This is a genomic window from Pseudomonas sp. M5A4_2d, assembly GCF_053345295.1.
The window spans coordinates 47,216-64,560 of sequence record NZ_JBKEZW010000003.1 but is presented as its reverse complement, the minus strand read 5'-3'; the positions used below and the strand labels follow the sequence as shown (position 1 = coordinate 64,560).

16 protein-coding genes are annotated in these 17,345 nt (G+C 60.6%); 7 read left to right on the top strand and 9 right to left on the bottom strand.

Annotation, left to right across the window (positions count from 1 at the left end; all coding sequences use genetic code 11):
- Positions 1 to 124 precede the first annotated feature (124 nt).
- From ACLBW8_RS10915 to ACLBW8_RS10885, 7 genes are all read right to left on the bottom strand, one after another.
- On the bottom strand, positions 125 to 1,390 hold the full coding sequence (locus tag ACLBW8_RS10915) for a DUF3426 domain-containing protein (RefSeq protein WP_447805347.1): 1,266 nt from the start codon (positions 1,388 to 1,390) through the stop codon (positions 125 to 127).
- Positions 1,391 to 1,420: 30 nt separating this feature from the next.
- Positions 1,421 to 2,299, bottom strand: coding sequence for a 50S ribosomal protein L11 methyltransferase (prmA, locus tag ACLBW8_RS10910; RefSeq protein ID WP_064450484.1), 879 nt, complete (start codon positions 2,297 to 2,299; stop codon positions 1,421 to 1,423).
- Positions 2,300 to 2,579: 280 nt separating this feature from the next.
- Positions 2,580 to 3,941, bottom strand: a complete 1,362-nt coding sequence (accC, locus tag ACLBW8_RS10905; RefSeq protein ID WP_017136745.1) for an acetyl-CoA carboxylase biotin carboxylase subunit — start codon at positions 3,939 to 3,941, stop codon at positions 2,580 to 2,582.
- Between the two features lie 17 nt (positions 3,942 to 3,958).
- Positions 3,959 to 4,417 (bottom strand): acetyl-CoA carboxylase biotin carboxyl carrier protein, encoded by a 459-nt coding sequence (gene accB, locus ACLBW8_RS10900; RefSeq protein WP_064450485.1) that lies wholly within the window; start codon positions 4,415 to 4,417, stop codon positions 3,959 to 3,961.
- 24 nt (positions 4,418 to 4,441) lie between these two features.
- Positions 4,442 to 4,897: a type II 3-dehydroquinate dehydratase gene (gene aroQ, locus ACLBW8_RS10895; protein ID WP_016972516.1), complete on the bottom strand. Its 456-nt coding sequence runs from the start codon at positions 4,895 to 4,897 to the stop codon at positions 4,442 to 4,444.
- Positions 4,898 to 5,194: 297 nt separating this feature from the next.
- Positions 5,195 to 7,156 (bottom strand): methyl-accepting chemotaxis protein, encoded by a 1,962-nt coding sequence (locus ACLBW8_RS10890; protein ID WP_447805346.1) that lies wholly within the window; start codon positions 7,154 to 7,156, stop codon positions 5,195 to 5,197.
- 53 nt (positions 7,157 to 7,209) lie between these two features.
- Positions 7,210 to 8,880, bottom strand: coding sequence for a response regulator (locus ACLBW8_RS10885; protein WP_064450487.1), 1,671 nt, complete (start codon positions 8,878 to 8,880; stop codon positions 7,210 to 7,212).
- Between the two features lie 404 nt (positions 8,881 to 9,284).
- On the opposite strand from ACLBW8_RS10885, the gene ACLBW8_RS10880 reads away from it, so the two are divergent.
- From ACLBW8_RS10880 to ACLBW8_RS10860, 5 genes are all read left to right on the top strand, one after another.
- Positions 9,285 to 10,262 carry a DUF2333 family protein gene (locus ACLBW8_RS10880; RefSeq protein WP_407015981.1) on the top strand — a complete coding sequence of 326 codons (978 nt, stop codon included), beginning with the start codon at positions 9,285 to 9,287 and terminating at the stop codon, positions 10,260 to 10,262.
- Between the two features lie 2 nt (positions 10,263 to 10,264).
- On the top strand, positions 10,265 to 10,801 hold the full coding sequence (locus ACLBW8_RS10875; RefSeq protein WP_064450489.1) for an NUDIX hydrolase: 537 nt from the start codon (positions 10,265 to 10,267) through the stop codon (positions 10,799 to 10,801).
- 193 nt (positions 10,802 to 10,994) lie between these two features.
- The gene (locus tag ACLBW8_RS10870) at positions 10,995 to 11,366 is read left to right on the top strand and encodes a translation initiation factor Sui1 (RefSeq protein WP_064450490.1); all 372 of its coding nucleotides are present in this window, start codon (positions 10,995 to 10,997) and stop codon (positions 11,364 to 11,366) included.
- Between the two features lie 212 nt (positions 11,367 to 11,578).
- Positions 11,579 to 13,492, top strand: a complete 1,914-nt coding sequence (gene speA, locus ACLBW8_RS10865) for an arginine decarboxylase (protein WP_064450491.1) — start codon at positions 11,579 to 11,581, stop codon at positions 13,490 to 13,492.
- A 156-nt stretch (positions 13,493 to 13,648) separates the two neighbouring features.
- Entirely contained in the window at positions 13,649 to 14,542 is an 894-nt protein-coding gene (locus tag ACLBW8_RS10860; protein ID WP_447805345.1) for an alpha/beta hydrolase, read from the top strand.
- Here the strand turns inward: ACLBW8_RS10860 and ACLBW8_RS10855 are convergent.
- Together ACLBW8_RS10855 and ACLBW8_RS10850 are read right to left on the bottom strand one after the other, a co-directional pair.
- Positions 14,487 to 15,830: an MATE family efflux transporter gene (locus ACLBW8_RS10855; RefSeq protein WP_447805344.1), complete on the bottom strand. Its 1,344-nt coding sequence runs from the start codon at positions 15,828 to 15,830 to the stop codon at positions 14,487 to 14,489. The two genes, ACLBW8_RS10860 and ACLBW8_RS10855, sit on opposite strands and share 56 nt — an antisense overlap.
- A 3-nt stretch (positions 15,831 to 15,833) precedes the next feature.
- Entirely contained in the window at positions 15,834 to 16,124 is a 291-nt protein-coding gene (locus ACLBW8_RS10850; protein WP_053254143.1) for a hypothetical protein, read from the bottom strand.
- A 163-nt stretch (positions 16,125 to 16,287) separates the two neighbouring features.
- Here ACLBW8_RS10850 and ACLBW8_RS10845 point away from each other — a divergent pair, with 163 nt between their 5' ends.
- Together ACLBW8_RS10845 and ACLBW8_RS10840 are read left to right on the top strand one after the other, a co-directional pair.
- Entirely contained in the window at positions 16,288 to 16,596 is a 309-nt protein-coding gene (locus ACLBW8_RS10845) for a MazG-like family protein (protein WP_064450495.1), read from the top strand.
- A complete protein-coding gene (locus ACLBW8_RS10840; RefSeq protein WP_221293808.1) occupies positions 16,589 to 17,338 on the top strand; it encodes a methyltransferase in 750 nt (249 codons plus the stop codon). Before ACLBW8_RS10845 ends, ACLBW8_RS10840 begins: the two co-directional genes overlap by 8 nt.
- Positions 17,339 to 17,345 lie beyond the last annotated feature (7 nt).

Here is a 17,345-nt window from a genome sequence, read left to right as displayed (position 1 = left end):
CTCTCGATGACTGGATAAAGGCTGAATTGGATAAAATCTGAACAGTTATTTCTTTATCGCCACCGGTTTGGTAGGTGGCGGGGCAGTCAATAATTTGCCGTCAAACCTCGGAGCGTGAACCGGCTCACTCGGGCGAGTGGAAACTCAGGCTGTAATTCACGGCTTTATTGCCTGGGTCGAGGATGTCCAGGGAGATATGGATCGGGGTCTGTGAAGGCATCTCGCTTACACCGGCCAGTTCACCACTCAGGTATTCGCCGGGTTTGAAGCGACGACTGGCAATCAGGCTGCCGTTCAAGTCGGCAAAACGCAGCTCCAGCAGCGGGAAAGGCTGGGAGAACGTCGCACGGTTATAGATGATGGCGTCCACCACCAGCGCCCCGGCAAACTCCGGGTTGCTGCGCACCACCAGGTTACTGCTCTTGATGTGCGCGATATCGACCCGTGATGGCACGGTGCAGCCCAGTGTTGGGCACAGTTGCTGGAACCAGGGGCGGTAAGCGTCCTGGCGGGCAAGGTCGCCGAATTGATAGGCGACGTACTGGCCCGCCAGGCCAGCGGCAGCCAGCAATACCAGGAGTGTCCAGATGAGACGACGGCCCCAGCCTGACGGACGTTTCTGCGCATAAAGATGCAGTGGGTCGTCTTCCAGGTCCTGGAGTACATCGTCGTGAACGCTGGCTTCCGGGCGTGGGCGTTGGCGACGCGGTTGTGGGCGTTCTTCGGGTTCAGGCTCGTCCGCGGCAGCGGTCAGCGGCGTGAACGGCGGGTCGATATCGTCATCGTCAGGCGTCGAGTGCCGCGAGGGTTCATCGTCAATGTCGTCAATATGAAACGACATGGACGGCTCGGTACGCTGCTTGGTCGCAGGTGCCTTGACCGGTTCGGGTTCGTCTTCGGGGGCTTGGACGCGCTCCTCGGGCGGTTCGCTGAACAGGCTGGCGGCCCACTTTTCTTCCTCGGCCTTGACGGTGTCACGGCTGGCGCTGAGGGCATCTTCCTTTTGCCGACGGTCGGCACCTGCTTGGCGACGCTCCGCGCCTGGCGGCAGGGTGTGCTGAATCTCGCGGCGCTCCAGCTTGGCCAGTTCTTCGTCCAGGTCAAGGTTGTCCAGGTCCAGCTCTTCGGCGGTCCACTGCTTCTGGCTGATGGCTCGCGGTGTCTGGGGGGCTGCCTCGGGAGCCTGTCCTGCGGCTGGCTCGGCGGGAGCTGGCTGTGTAACTTGCGGCGCAGTTGCACCGGCACGCTGCTCCAGCAACTGGCGAGCGGCGTTGAACACTTGCAGGCACGAGCCGCAGCGCACCACGCCACGGGCCACGCTTAATTGAGCGTGGCTGACGCGAAAGCGGGCTTGGCAATGCGGGCACTGGGTGACGAAACTGTCAGTCATGCGGCCATCCGATTCAGGCAGGCGCCCATTCTAGCGCCGACGACCACTGATGCGTACCCAGCCGTCACGGTTCGCGATCGGGTCCAGCTCAAAGTCCTGAGCATAGGCTGCCGCCACGTCTTCGCCTTGCTCGGCGAGAATGCCCGACAGCGCCAAACGCCCACCTGGCTTGACCAGGCTCGACAACTGCGGCGCCAGGGACACCAGCGGCCCGGCGAGGATATTCGCCACCAGCACATCGGCCTGTACCTGGGGCAATTGCTCCGGCAGGTACAGTGGGAATTTGCCTTCAGGAATATGGTTGCGCCCGGCGTTGTCGCGGGAGGCTTCCAGGGCTTGCACGTCGATGTCGGTGCCGACAGCTTCCTTGGCGCCCAGCAGCAGCGCGGCAATCGCCAGGATCCCCGAGCCACAGCCGAAATCCAGCACGTTGCAGTCAGTCAGGTCCTGGCCGTCGAGCCATTCCAGGCACAGCGCGGTGGTGGGGTGAGTGCCGGTGCCGAACGCCAGGCCCGGGTCCAGCAGCAGGTTGACTGCCTCCGGTTCGGGGGCGGCGTGCCAGCTGGGTACGATCCACAGGCGCTGGCCGAAACGCATGGGCTGGAAGTTGTCCATCCAGCTGCGTTCCCAGTCCTGGTCTTCAATGATTTCACTGTGATGCTCCGGCAGCGGGCCGCCGGTGAGCAGTTCCATATGGGCCAGCACGGCGGCGGCATCGGTGCCGTCTTCGAACAGGGCCAGCAAATGGGTGTGGGACCAGAGTGGCGTGGTGTTGAGTTCGGGTTCGAAGATCGGTTGGTCTTCGGCGTCCATAAAGGTGACCGAGACAGCGCCCACTTCGAGGAAAGCGTCTTCGTAGGTTTCGGCTTGTTCTGGGCTGATGGCGAGACGGACTTGCAGCCAAGGCATGGCGGGCACCTTTGAAAAAAATGAGTGTGCGACGGCTGGGTCGCGAAAGCGCGCAAGTTTACGCGAGCGGCGGGCAGAAGACGACACCACTGACCGCACTCGGTCCAAATGTGGGCGCGGGCTTGCTCGCGAAGGCGTCGGGTCAGTCGCCTTATGTTCCCGCTGGCCCACCGCCTTCGCGAGCAAGCCCGCTCCCACAGGGGTAATGTGTCTGCCCAGAAAAAAACGGTGTTCCACAAACAACAAAGCCGCCCGAAGGCGGCTTTGTTGGGTGGAGCACTTACTGGTTAGCCAGCTTGTGTTCCAGGTAGTGAATGTTCACACCACCTTCGCAGAAGCCTTCATCACGAACCAGGTCCCGATGCAGCGGGATGTTGGTCTTGATGCCGTCAACCACGATTTCGTCCAGGGCATTACGCATACGGGCCATGGCCTCGTCGCGAGTCGCGCCCCAGGTGATCAGCTTGCCGATCAGCGAGTCGTAGTTGGACGGAACCTTATAGCCACTGTACAGGTGCGAATCCACACGTACGCCGTTGCCGCCGGGCGCATGGAAATGCTTGACCAGGCCAGGGCTTGGGATAAAGGTTTTCGGGTCTTCGGCGTTGATCCGGCACTCCAGGGAGTGGCCGTGGATCTTCACGTCGTCCTGGGTGAAGGACAGCACGTTACCGGCGGCGATGCTCAGCATCTCCTTGACGATGTCGATACCGGTGACCATCTCCGAAACCGGGTGCTCTACCTGCACACGAGTGTTCATCTCGATGAAGTAGAAACGACCGTTTTCGTAGAGGAACTCAAAGGTACCGGCGCCACGGTAGTTGATGTCGATGCACGCCTTGACGCAGCGAGCCAGGACTTCCTGGCGAGCCGTTTCGTCCAGGCCCGGTGCCGGCGCTTCTTCCAGTACCTTCTGGTGACGGCGTTGCAGCGAGCAATCGCGGTCGCCCAGGTGGATGGCGTGGCCCTGGCCGTCGGACAGCACCTGCACTTCCACGTGACGTGGGTTGGTCAGGTACTTTTCCAGGTAGACCATCGGGTTGCCGAACCACGCAGCCGCTTCGGAGCGGGTCTGCTTGGCGGCTTCGATCAGGTCTTCTTCCTTGTGCACGACGCGCATGCCGCGACCACCACCGCCACCGGCGGCCTTGATGATCACCGGGTAACCGACTTCGCGACCAATGCGCAGGGCGGTTGCCTCGTCTTCAGGCAGCGGGCCGTCGGAACCTGGAACGGTTGGCACGCCGGCAGCGATCATGGCGTCTTTGGCCGATACCTTGTCGCCCATCAGGCGAATGGTTTCGGCTTTCGGACCGATGAAGGCAAACCCGGATTTCTCCACCTGCTCGGCGAAGTCGGCGTTTTCCGCGAGGAAGCCGTAGCCTGGGTGGATGCCATCAGCGCCGGTCACTTCAGCGGCCGCGATGATGTTCGAGACTTTCAGGTACGAGTTCGTGGCCAGTGGCGGGCCGATGCAGATGCTTTCGTCCGCCAGTTTCACGTGCATCAATTCAGTATCGGCCGTCGAGTAAACAGCGACGGTCTTGATGCCCTCTTCCTTACAGGCGCGCAGGATACGCAGCGCAATCTCGCCGCGGTTGGCGATCAGGACTTTTTGCAGTTTCTTCGCAGGTTTCAACATCGAAGGCGCTCCGCGGTTCAAACGATGGTGAACAGCGGCTGGTCGTACTCAACCGGCTGACCGTTTTCTACCAGAATGGATTCGATGACGCCGGCTTTCTCAGCGGTGATGTGGTTCATCATCTTCATCGCTTCAACGATGCAGATGGTGTCGCCCACTTTCACCGTTGCGCCGACTTCAACGAAGGCTGGCGAGGTCGGTGCCGGGGTGCGGTAGAACGTACCGACCATTGGCGACTTGACCACGAAGCCGTTCAACACAGGCGCAGCAGGTGCGGCTGGAGCAGCGGCAGCAGGTGCGGCGGCCGGAGCGGCAGCAGGCGCTGGAGCTTGCATCTGTGGCGCGTAGAACTGTTGGGCCGGGGTCTTGCTGTGACGGCTGATCCGTACGGATTCTTCGCCTTCCTTGATTTCCAGCTCGTCGATACCGGATTCTTCCAGCAGTTCGATCAGTTTCTTAACTTTACGGATATCCATGAATCATCAACTCCCAAGGGTCGGTCAGGGGCGCTTGGCCGGTTGTTCAATGTGTTCCAGGGCGGCCTCCAGGGCCAGTCGATAACCGCTGGCGCCAAGGCCGCAGATCACTCCTACCGCTACGTCGGAGAAGTAAGAGTGATGGCGGAAAGCTTCGCGTTTGTGCACGTTCGACAAGTGCACTTCGATAAATGGGATGCTCACCGCCAGCAGCGCGTCACGTAATGCAACGCTTGTATGCGTAAAAGCGGCGGGATTGATCAGGATAAAGTCCACGCCTTCGCCGCGCGCGGCATGGATGCGATCAATCAATTCGTACTCGGCATTGCTTTGCAGGTACAGCAAATGGTGGCCGGCTTCACGTGCCCGTCGCTCCAGATCAAGGTTGATCTGATCGAGGGTGACTGCCCCGTAGACGCCCGGTTCGCGGGTGCCGAGCAGGTTCAGATTGGGTCCGTGAAGAACCAGTAAGGTCGCCATCGGCTGTTCCTTGTTATTGATGTGGGTACGGCAGAACTCGGCGACTATGCCGCAAAGCGTTTGTGACTGTCCAGTTCTATGCAGTAGGCAGCACAATTAGCGAGGATTGCGCGAAATTTGTGACTGTGGCCCGGATTCCGGTCATTGGTAGCACGGTCCTGAAGTCTCAGGAGATCCAATGTGGGAGCGGGCTTGCTCGCGAAAGCGGTGGATCAGTAAGAAATGAATTGACTGACCCACCGCATTCGCGAGCAAGCCCGCTCCCACATTGTGATCTGTGCATGGCATTGGAGCGGATTAAACGCGGAAAGCCTGCACAGCCGTATTGAGCTGCCCACCCAGCACCAGCAGGTGGTCGCCCTGGCGACGGCCCTGGCTAATACGCAGCAGATTATCCTCACCCAACTGATGGATTCGTTCGCTGTTATCGCGAATTTCACTGACGGCACCACTCTGCTGAGCGGTCACATCGGCGATGCGCACTGCCGTGTCGGAAATCGTCTGGATTGCCCCGACGATTTCATCCAAGGCGCCGTCGGCTGCCTGGGCTTGCTGCGCAGTGGCTTCGGCGTGTTCGACCTGGGCGCGCATACCTTGCACCGATTGGTGGGCCGCGGATTGCAGGCCGGCAATCAGGCCCTGGATCTCGGCGGTGGCGCCGGCGGTGCGTTGGGCCAGTGAGCGCACTTCATCAGCGACCACGGCAAACCCGCGCCCGGCTTCACCGGCCCGCGCTGCCTCGATGGCCGCGTTGAGCGCGAGCAGGTTGGTCTGGTCGGCAATCGAGCGAATCACGGTCAGTACGCCGCCGATGGTGGCGGATTCTTCGGCGAGTTTTTCGATCATCTGCGCGTTTTGCTGCACTTCACCGACCAGCGCATGCAAACCGGTCAGGCTCAGGCCGATCACGCGTTGGCCCTGTTCCACGGCTTGACCCGCGCTGCGACTGGCGCCGGCTGCCTGGCTGGCATCCCCGGCCACTTGCTGGATGGTGGCTTCCAGTTCACCCAGGGAATCACGGATCTGCGCGGTATCACCGGCCTGGCGCTCGGCACCGTCATGCAGGCCACTGCTCAGCTCGGCGAGGGCGCGGCTGCTGCCGGCCACTTCCTCGGCATTGCCGCGAATAGTGCCCACCAGGTCCACCAGGTAGGCGCGCAAGCGGTTAAGGGAGGCTTCGATATCGTGCAATTCACGGTTGGTCTTGCCCAGGGCAATCGGCTGGCTGAAGTCGCCTTCGGCCCAGGTGGACAGGGCCGGTGCCAGGTTGGTCAGCACCCGCGCCAGGCGCCGTTGCAGGGTGTCGATCAGCAGCGCGATCAGCAGGATCAGGCCGATCATCACCCCTTGCATCAGGCGTACTTCACCCTGGATCCTGGCGTGTTGCGCGCGCACCACGGGTTCCAGGCCAGCGATGGATTGTTGTACCGCGGCGATTTTCAGGTGGGTGCCGGCAGCCAGTGCGGTGCGCTGCTGGATTTGGTCACGGGTGCGCTTGAGTTCGGCGGGGTAGCGGGTCAGCAGGCTGTTGAGCTCGCGCTTGAGGTCGACCCCCGTGTCCTGAACGTCGGCTTTTTCGCTGTTTTCAAGGCCCATCATGGCTGAAAAGTCATCAGAACTGGATTCCGCGCTGGCCTTTACGCCAAGCAACGGTAACTGCGCCAACAGGTCGGCCTGGGTGCGGATACTGGCGACTTCGCGTTCTACGTCATCGGCCAATTCCGCGCGCCCGCTGCTCACCAGCTTGTCGCGTGCCAGGGACAGCTTGCCCAGGTGCTGGGAAGCGGCCAGCAGTGGCGGCAAGTAACGGGCTGCCTCGGGCGAGTTGACGCCCATGGCGTACTGGCTGAGTTGCTCCAGGTTCGCGCTCAATTCTCGCTCGGCTTGCAGCAGCAATGCTTGCGGGTCGCCGGCCAGTTTGCCGGCGGCGAGCAGGTCAGTTTTGCTGAAGGCATCCAGATCCGCGAGGCTGGGACGCAGGGTTTGCGCCAGCTCGGCGGGCAATTCATCCAGGTGCTGCAAGAGGTTTTCCAGGCTCTGGCTGGCGCCACTCAAACGCAAGGCGTCGCCACTGGCCAGGTAGTCGTCGATATTGCGTGCTGCCTGGTTCTGGAAGGTTTGCGACAAGCCCAGGTAGCGTTCCATCAGCCAGTAAGGTCGTTCCAGTGCGCGTTGCGACCACCACAGCGTCGCCCCAAGTGCCAGGCACACGGCCACTAGAAGAAGGGTATTCAGATTGGTCAGCAGCTTCAGGCGCATGCGTGGTTTCAACCGACAGCAAAAGATAAGTGCCTGAAGTTATTGCGTTTTCATTACAGGGTTATGACGGATTCAGTGAATTCCGGTGAAAAGGTGGCACTTTGCTTTGACGTGCGTGCGGCTTGTACACGGTTACGTCCCGCGCCCTTGGCGCGGTACAGCGCCTCGTCTGCCTGAGCGGCCATCATCAGGCTGTCGGAGTCGTCGCACAGCTCCACCAGCCCGGCGCTGAAGGTACACCACAAGTCCTGGGGTTGGGCGGGGTAGTGAATTTCGGCAAAACGCCCGCGGATTTCATCCAGCACCTTGCAGGCCGATTCCAGGTCGGTGTCGGGCATCACGATGGCGAATTCTTCACCGCCGTAGCGGCCGATGTAATCGGTCTTGCGCAAGCGCTGCTTGAGGAACAGCGCCAAACTCTTGATGACGCGGTCGCCCATGGGGTGGCCGTGGCTGTCATTGACCCGTTTGAAATGGTCAATATCGAGCATGGCAAAGCTCAGCGGCTTGTTCTCGCGGCGAGCGCGAAAGCTGCAGTCTTCGAGCAATTGCAGGATGTGGGTATGGTTGTACAGCCCGGTCAGGCTGTCACGCACCATCCGCGCCTTGAGATTGCGCGCGCGGGCGGCGCGGTTGCGTACGGTGGTGATCAGGTGGCGCGGCTTGATCGGCTTGGTGAGGAAGTCATCGCCGCCTTCGCTCATGGCGTCCAACTGCTTGTCCAGGTCGTCTTCGGCCGACAGGTAGATGATGGGCACGCTGACATAACGGTCGTTGTGGCGAATCACCTTGGCCAGTTCGGTGCCGGTACAGGCGGGCATGTACATGTCGAGGATGATCAGGTCCGGTTGGAAGTCCGCCAGCTCGGCCATGGCCTGGATCGGCTCGATCAGGGTGCGCGTAACGATGCCGGCGCTGTTGAGCAGGCGCTCGGTGTGCAACGCCTGGGCGCGTGAGTCGTCGATGATCAGCACTTTATAAGGCTCGTACTGCGCGACGCAGGTCAGCACTTCGATCTTTTCCAGCAGGCTGGAGGCTTCCAGCGTGCCGGTGAGGAATTCCTGGCCGCCCGCGCGCACGGCGGCCAGGCGCGTCGGGGTGTCGGTTTCGTGCAGGCTGAAGAACAACAGCGGCAGCTTTTGCTCCAGACCTTCCTGGGCTTCGGCCGCGAGCTTGAGGCCCAGGCCGGCACCGCAGAAATCCACATCCATCACAATCGCCGAAGGCAGGCGCTCGGCCAGGGACGCACGAAACGCCGCCACGCTGTCGAGGGACTGGGCGCTCATGCCGAAGAATTCCAGTTGCTTGGCCAGGCGCTCGGCGCGGTCGTGATCAGCCAGCATGACGTAGATCGGCTTGCGCATCGGCGGCAGGAACGTTTGCTCAAGCTGGTCGCCCTGGCGCAGGCCGGTGCGGGACAGGCGCTGCATCAGGCGGTTGAGTTCGGTGATCACCTGGCTGCTGAGGCGGCCGCGATTCTCGTCCACGACCTTGAGGGACTCGCCAATGTGCCGCGCGAGCTGGCCGTGTTCCGGCTGTTCGAAGCGTTCGGCAAAACGCAGCAGGCGCAGGTTCGCTTCGCTGAGTTCGGACAAATCTGCGTTTGACCATTCACTTCGCTGCAGGCGTTGCCAGATCTCAAGAATTTGACGTGCCTGATGAATTACCCGCTGGGCAAAGTGCTGCTTGAGACGCTCACGGCTGGGGTCTTCTGACTCGGTCATATCCTGACTACTAGTTAGGGTGCATGCTGAGGTCGACTGATGGCTCTATGCTAGCACCTCTTTTCTTCTATATGAGTGTCATACGTCAATTAAGTACAAGTCTGTGCGATTCAGTTTTTGACCTTATGGTCGCGCTGCGTAAAAAGCCTGCATGCGTTATGGTTGAAGATCTTTATAGTCGAACCTGCCCCGTGCGCCACTTTGGTTAAAAGGCCCGCACCGATGGGCACGATGGGGTAGGGTTGTGGTCGGAGTGTTTGACCGCACCCGGACAATTGACGTGCATGAACTCTAGTGATTGAAAGGATATCGCCATGCTGGACTGGAAAAACCGTGCAGGCAGTGCCAAAGGCCCCGCCCCTGAGCCAAAGCCGACCCACCGCGGCTACTTTCGCAACCTGCTGATGAGCAAAGCGTTGCTCAGCGTGCTGGCCTTGTACCTGTTGGTCACCGGCGGCCTGGGTTGGTACTGGAGCGAAGAGCCGGCGCTGTTTCCGGTCCAGCAAAACGCCCAGCTTGCCGCCGAGAAGGAAGGCAAGCAGATGGTAATTGGCTACACCACCGTCGAAACCCTCAAGACTGTGGTCGGCACGTTGCTGAACAAGCCCGGTGGCTATATTTCCAACGACCGTTTCCCGCCCGGCCTGTGGATGGACAACATGCCCAGCTGGGAATACGGCGTGCTGGTACAGGTGCGTGACTTGACCCGTGCCCTGCGTAAAGACTTCGCCCGTTCCCAGTCGCAATCGGCTGAAGACGCCGATTTGGCCAAGGCCGAGCCACGCTTTAACTTTGACAATAAGAGCTGGGTTTTGCCATCGAGCGAGTCGGAGTACCAGGAAGGCATCAATTCCCTGAGCCGCTACGAAGCGCGTCTGTCCGACCCTAACCAGAGGGGCGCGCTGTTCTATGCGCGTGCCGACAACCTGAACAACTGGCTGGGCGATGTCGCCACTCGTTTGGGTTCGTTGTCGCAACGCCTGTCGGCCAGTGTCGGTCGGGTCAAGCTGAACACAGCACTGAAAACCGAAGCCCTGGCGCCGGGTGAAGTGCCGCAGGTCGATGAAGAAGTGGTGGAAACCCCATGGATGCAAATCGACAACGTGTTCTACGAGGCCCGTGGCCAGGCGTGGGCTTTGTCTCATTTGCTGCGCGCCATTGAAGTCGATTTTGCCGACGTGCTGGCCAAGAAAAATGCCACCGTCAGCGTGCGTCAGATCATTCGTGAGCTGGAGGCCTCGCAGGAGCCGGTTTGGAGCCCTATGATTCTCAACGGCAGTGGCTTTGGCATTCTCGCCAACCACTCGCTGGTCATGGCCAACTATATTTCCCGGGCAAACGCTGCAGTGATCGACTTGCGTCAGCTCCTCAACCAAGGGTGATGATGGACGCTACTCAAAATGAGGCCGCGCACCGCGCGGCCTCTGATGCTGAACTGATTTGTTGGGTCGACGAACAGGACAACCTGCTCGGCCATCTCGTCAGGTCTGACCTTCGTGAGCGCGGCCTGATCGGCCGTTGCACTTTTATCTTCCTGTTCAATTCGGCCGGCGAACTGTGTGTGCATCGCCGTACCTTGAGTAAAGCCCTGTACCCCGGTTTTTGGGACACGGCCGCGGGCGGAATGGTCGCGGCAGGCGAGTGTTACGCCGATTCGGCGGCCCGTGAGTTGGAAGAAGAGCTCGGAGTTGGCGGCGTGGAATTGGTCGAACATGACCATTTCTACTTTGAGGATGGCGCCAGCCGGCTCTGGTGCAAATCCTATTCGGCGGTCTGGGATGGCCCATTACGCCTGCAGCCCGAAGAAGTCATGGAAGCACGGTTTTTACCCCTTGAAATGGTTCTGCAGGAAGCTGAACAAAAGCCTTACTGCCCGGACGCTCAAGAGGGCTTGCGGCGCTATCTGGCCTCGCGTCGCTAAAGTTGCATAAATTGGCGCTATTTGGCTCTTAGCAAGTCGGCTTTTTGCCGTTACACTGCGCGACTTTTCACCCAAACCGCCTTTGCGGTTCGGTAGCGCTGCCCCTGCCTGAGTGGGGCTTCGCGGTCGATGCCCTGTTCTTTTTACGAGAATCGAGCAGCGATCTGTCTTTGTCCTCCCAAGAGGATTGCCGGTGGCCAAAAAAGCCGCATCCTTCGCCGCCCTTGGTGGCTTGGTATTTTCCACCGACGCAGGTCGACACTGCCCGGACTGTCGCCAGCCCGTGGATTCGTGTACCTGCAAACAGACCCTGATCCCTGAAGGCGACGGCATTGCCCGCGTTAGACGCGAGAACAAAGGCCGTGGCGGCAAGACGGTGACCACCATCACCGGTGTGCCCCTGGCCGAAGAAGCCCTGAAGGAACTCGCCACCACGCTGAAAAAGCGCTGTGGCACGGGTGGCGCCCTGAAAGACGGCGTCATCGAGATTCAGGGCGATCACGTCGAGTTGCTGTTGGCCGAGCTGATCAAGCTCGGTTACAAGGCGAAGAAATCCGGCGGCTAGCAGCCTCTGTGAAACCCACCCCGATCGCCGGTTTGCTGAACACGAACTGTCGTTTCCATGGTTTTCACAGAGCCTGTTCCTGACCGGTGTCTAAACTCTGTCCTGCGAGTGGGGTCTACCTTGCTTACAGGCAAATCGTCATTTTCATTCTTTAGACTTCGCCAGCCTTACAGAAGGGCGCGGTGATCTTCGACTTTATATAGGGGACTTCGATGTCCGTACGACGCACACGCAAAGACGATGGCAGCCAATGGACAGTTGCGGACAGCCGCAGTGTTTACGGGATTCGCCATTGGGGGGCCGGGTATTTCGCGATCAATGATGCCGGTCGCGTTGAAGTCCGTCCGAACGGCCCGAACAGCACGCCCGTCGATCTGTACGAGCAAGTCGACGAGCTGCGCAAAAGCGGTTTGTCCTTGCCGCTGCTGGTGCGTTTTCCCGATATCCTGCAAGACCGTGTACGCCAACTGACCGGCGCTTTCGATTCCAACATCGAACGCCTGGAATACCAGAGCAAGTACACCGCGCTGTACCCGATCAAAGTGAACCAGCAGGAAGCGGTGATCGAGAACATCATCGCCACCCAGGACGTTTCCATCGGCCTGGAAGCTGGTTCCAAGCCTGAGCTGCTGGCCGTGCTGGCCCTGGCACCCAAGGGCGGCACCATTGTCTGCAACGGTTACAAAGACCGTGAGTTCATCCGCCTGGCGCTGATGGGCCAGAAGCTGGGCCACAACGTCTTCATCGTGATCGAGAAAGAATCCGAAGTTGGCCTGGTGATCGAAGAAGCCGCCAACCTCAAGGTCAAGCCGCAGGTTGGCTTGCGCGTGCGGTTGTCGTCGCTGGCGTCGAGCAAATGGGCGGACACGGGTGGCGAGAAGTCCAAGTTCGGTTTGTCGGCGGCGCAGTTGCTGTCGGTGGTCGAGCGCTTCCGCGCGGCTGGCCTCGATCAAGGCATTCGCCTGCTGCACTTCCACATGGGCTCGCAGATCGCCAACCTGGCCGACTACCAGCACGGGTTCAAGGAAGCCATTCGTTATTACGGCGAACTGCGTAACCTCGGCCTGCCGGTGGACCACATCGACGTCGGCGGCGGCCTGGGCGTGGACTACGACGGTACCCACTCGCGTAACGCCAGCTCGATCAACTACGACATGGACGACTACGCCGGTGTGGTCGTGGGCATGCTCAAGGAATTCTGCGACGCGCAGAGCCTGCCGCACCCGAACATTTTCTCCGAAAGCGGCCGCTCCCTGACTGCCCACCACGCCATGCTGGTGGTGCAAGTCACCGACGTCGAAAAACACAACGACGACGTGCCGGAAATCGAAAACAAGGAAAGCCTGCCGGAAACCGTGCAATGGCTGGTGGACCTGCTGGGCCCGACCGACATCGAAATGGTCACTGAAACCTACTGGCGCGCCACTCACTACATGAGCGACGTGGCCACCCAGTACGCCGACGGCAAGCTGACCCTCGCGGAAAAAGCCCTCGCCGAGCAGTGCTACTTTGCCGTGTGCCGTCGCCTGCACAACTCGTTGAAAGCCCGTCAGCGCTCGCACCGCCAAGTGCTGGACGAACTCAACGACAAGCTGGCCGACAAGTACATCTGCAACTTCTCGGTATTCCAGAGCTTGCCGGACACCTGGGCCATCGGCCAGGTCCTGCCGATTCTGCCGCTGCACCGCCTCGACGAAGAGCCGCTGCGCCGCGCCGTGCTGCAAGACCTGACCTGCGACTCCGACGGCAAGATCAAGCAATACGTCGACGAGCAGAGCATCGAGACCAGCCTGCCGGTGCACGCCCTGAATGAAGGTGAAGACTACTTGCTGGGTATCTTCCTGGTGGGCGCTTACCAGGAAATCCTCGGTGACATGCACAACCTGTTCGGTGATACCGACTCGGTGAACATCTACCAGCGCGAAGACGGCTCGGTGTACAGCGCCGGTATCGAGACCCACGACACCATCGAAGACATGCTGCGCTATGTGCACTTGTCGCCTGAGGAGTTGATGACGCATTACCGCGACAAGTGCGCGAGCGCGAAGATCAGTGCCAGTGAGCGCACGCAGTTCCTGGATGCGTTGCGTCTCGGTTTGACCCGCTCTTCGTACCTGTCCTCGTAATATCGGCTGGCAGAGATCTAAAATGTGGGAGCGGGCTTGCTCGCGAAAGCGGTACATCAGTCACACATGTGTTAACTGATTCACCGCTTTCGCGAGCGAACCCACTCCCACATTTGTATCTTCGTTTGGTTGTACCTTCTTTGTGAGGTCTGAACGATGTCGAGCAAGCTCTTGCAAGCGTTCACTCTGGCAGTCGCCGCATTCCTCGCGGCATGCTCCCCGATCAAAGTGCTCAACGCACTGACACCCTCCAACACCTTCACCAAAACCGCATCCATCGCCTACGGCACTGATCCGCGCCAAAAACTCGATATCTACCGCCCTGTCGCGGCCGCACACAATGCGCCCGTCGTGGTGTTTTTCTACGGCGGCAGCTGGAACAGCGGCTCCAAGGACGATTACGGTTTTGTCGGCGAGGCACTGGCCTCACGCGGCATTGTTGTCGTGATCGCCGACTATCGGCTCTACCCTCAAGTGCGTTACCCCACCTTTCTTCAAGACGGCGCCCAAGCGGTGGCCTGGACACGTCAACACATCGCCGAATACGGCGCCGACCCCACGCAGTTCTACCTGATGGGCCACAGCTCCGGCGCCTACAACGCCTCGATGCTGGCACTGGACGGGCGCTGGTTGAAAGCCGTGGGATTGTCGCCCTCGATGCTCAAGGGTTGGATCGGCCTGGCCGGGCCCTATGACTTCCTGCCGATTGATAATCGCGATGTGCGCCCGGTGTTCTTCTTCCCGAATTCCCCGCCTGAATCCCAGCCGATCAACCACGTCAGCCGTGGTGCGCCGCCGAGCCTGTTGATTGCCTCTGCGAGCGACACGCTGGTCAACCCCACACGCAACACGGGCGGGCTGGCGAAAAAGTTGCGCGACGCGGGGGTGCCGGTCGAGGAGTTTTACTTCACCAAGACCAACCACGCGACGCTGGTGGCGTCCATTGCCAAGCCCTTGCGCTGGCTGGCGCCGGTGCTGGATCGGGTCACCGCATTTATCCAAGCCACTGATCTTGCCGATTCAACTGCCAGGCAATCGCCCACAAAGTAAGGCTGCGCAACGCCATAAAGAGCAGGAAACTTATCCACAGCCCGTGGTTACCGAACCCCTGCAATACCCACGCGAACGGTAGCAAAATCACCACTGTCAGCAGCATACCGTTGCGCATTTCCCGTGCGCGGGTGGCCCCGATAAAAAGACCATCCAACAGGTAGCTCCACACTGCAATCAAAGGCAGTACCGCCAAATAGGGCAGATAGATATCGGCGGTTTCGCGCACGCTGGGGATGTTGGTTTGCATGGCGATAAACACTTGGCCGCCAAAGGTGAACAGCAGCGCGAAGCCCACACTGGCGATCAATGACCAACCGCAGGCGACCACCAATGAGCGGCGTAACGCCTGCCGGTCGTGGGCGCCGATGGCGTGCCCGCACAGGGCCTCGACTGCGTGGGCCAAACCGTCCAGGGCATGGGCGGTCAGCAACAGGCCATTGAGCAGCAGCGCATTGGCCGCCACGGTGGCATCGCCCAGGCGGGCGCCTTGCACCGTGATCATGAAGAATACCGATTGCAGGGCCAGGCTGCGGATGAAGATGTCGCGGTTCACCGCCAGCAGCGGGCGCCAGCTTTGCCACCGCTTGAGTGCGGCCCAGGCGATATGCCCGGGATAGGCACGCAGGGCTTTTTGCGTGAGCGCCAGGCCGAGCAGGGCGCCGGTCCATTCGGCGATGACCGATGCGCGTGCGGAGCCGACTACGCCCCACTCCAGGCCCAGTACAAACCACAGGTTCAGGGCGATATTGACCAGGTTGGTGGTCAGCAGAATCGCCAGCGGTGCACGGGCGTTCTGGGTGCCGAGGAACCAGCCAACCAAGGCATAGCTGGCCAGCGCAGCAGGCAGGCCGAACAAGCGAGTGTGGAAAAAATCGCGGGTCAGTTGATTCAGCTCGGGGGAGGGTTGCATCCACTCCAGCGCCAACTGGCTCAGCGGGATGCCCACCGTGCTTAAGAGCATCGCCAGGCCCAGCGCCAGCAGCAGACCTTGCAGCAGGACCTGCCGCAACGCTGCACCATCGCCACGCCCGGCGGCTTGCGCGGCAAACCCGGTGGAGCCCATGCGCAGAAAACCCATGGCCCAGGCGAGGAAGGTATAGAGACTGGCCCCAACGGCCACGGCGCCCAGTTGGTGGGCGTGTGGCAAGTGGCCGATGACCATGCTGTCGACCAGCGCTACCAGTGGCACCGAGATGTTCGACAAAATCATCGGCGCGGCCAGGGCCCAGACACGGCGATGGGTGGGGCGGTCGCGCCAGTCGGTGAGTATCGTGAGTGTTTTCAAGTATCAGTGCACAACCCAACTGAGCAACCAAAGGCCCAGCATCAACCAGATAATGCCCGCAATGATCGATGCCCGCATAAACGCGCGCACTGCCGAGTACAGCAGCAACAGCCCGATGATCAGGGTGATGATGCTGATGATCGACGTGTCCATGCCCAGGGATTTGGATAGCCCGTCGACAAAATCGCCGCCGGCATGGGACAGCGTGTTGAACAGCCCGCTGAACAGCTCGACGATAAAGTGGATGATCTGGCCGATTTTGAGACCCAGCCAGCCGAAAAAGTCTGTTTGCATGTGTGTGTCCTGATGAATAGGTGGGCGTAGCTGCCGGACCTGAGCCTTTGGTCGTTATCGGCGCACGCGAGTTCCCTTCTAGCATAGAGGTTTACGGCGTGCAGGGATTCACTTGCCTTCGCCAATCATCCGCCCGAAGCTATACACCTTCAGGAGCCCCCGCATGAACCTCGAACACCTCACCGAACGCCTGCACCGTATCCGCGATGACAATCAGTGGAAGCCGTTCCACAGCCCGAAAAACCTGGCCATGGCCGCCAGCGTGGAAATGTCCGAGCTGGTGGAAATCTTCCAGTGGCTGACCGAAGACCAATCGCGCCAACTGCCCGCAGACAAACTCGCCCATGCCGGGCAGGAAGTCGGCGATATCGTGCTGTACCTGCTGTTGCTGTGCAGTGAGCTGGGCCTGGATATGAATGAAGTGGTTCGCGCCAAACTGGCCGACAGCGAACGGCGGTTTGCCCATGAGTGATCGTCATTTCGACCAGTTGGCCACGCGCTTCGCCGAGAAAATCTACGGGGGCGCCAAAGGGGCGATTCGCCTGGCGGTGCTCCAGGCCGACCTGACCGAAGCCTTGCCGGACCGCCCGTTGCGCGTGCTGGATATCGGCGCCGGCCTGGGGCATATGTCGTTGTGGCTGGCCGAACGCGGCCATCAGGTCACACTGGCCGAGCCCGCCGAGCCGATGCTCGAAGGCGCGCGCCAGCGCTTTGCGGATGCGGGGCAGACGGCGACGTTTATTCACGCGCCCTGGCAGGACCTGCTCGGCCAACTCACCGAACCTTACGACCTGGTGCTGTGCCATGCGGTGCTCGAATGGTTGGCCGAACCCCATGCGATACTGCCGGTGCTGCACCAACTCACGGTGCCCGGCGGCTGGTTGTCGCTGGCGTTCTACAACCGTGATGCGCTGATTTACCGCAACCTGCTCAAAGGTCACTTCCGCAAAATGCGCAAGAACGACATGGCCGGCGAAAAGCAGAGCCTTACGCCGCAACAACCCCTCGACCCACGGGAATTGGCGGCGCAACTCGAAGGGCTATGGCAGGTCGAAAGCCAAAGTGGCGTGCGGGTGTTCCACGACTATATGCCGGTGGAATTCCAGGCCCGCGCCGATTTACAGGATTTGTTGGAGATGGAACTCGCTCACCGTCGTCACCCAAGCTTTGCCGGGCTTGGGCGTTATTTGCACTGGATATGCCGTCCAGTTTAGCGGCCCA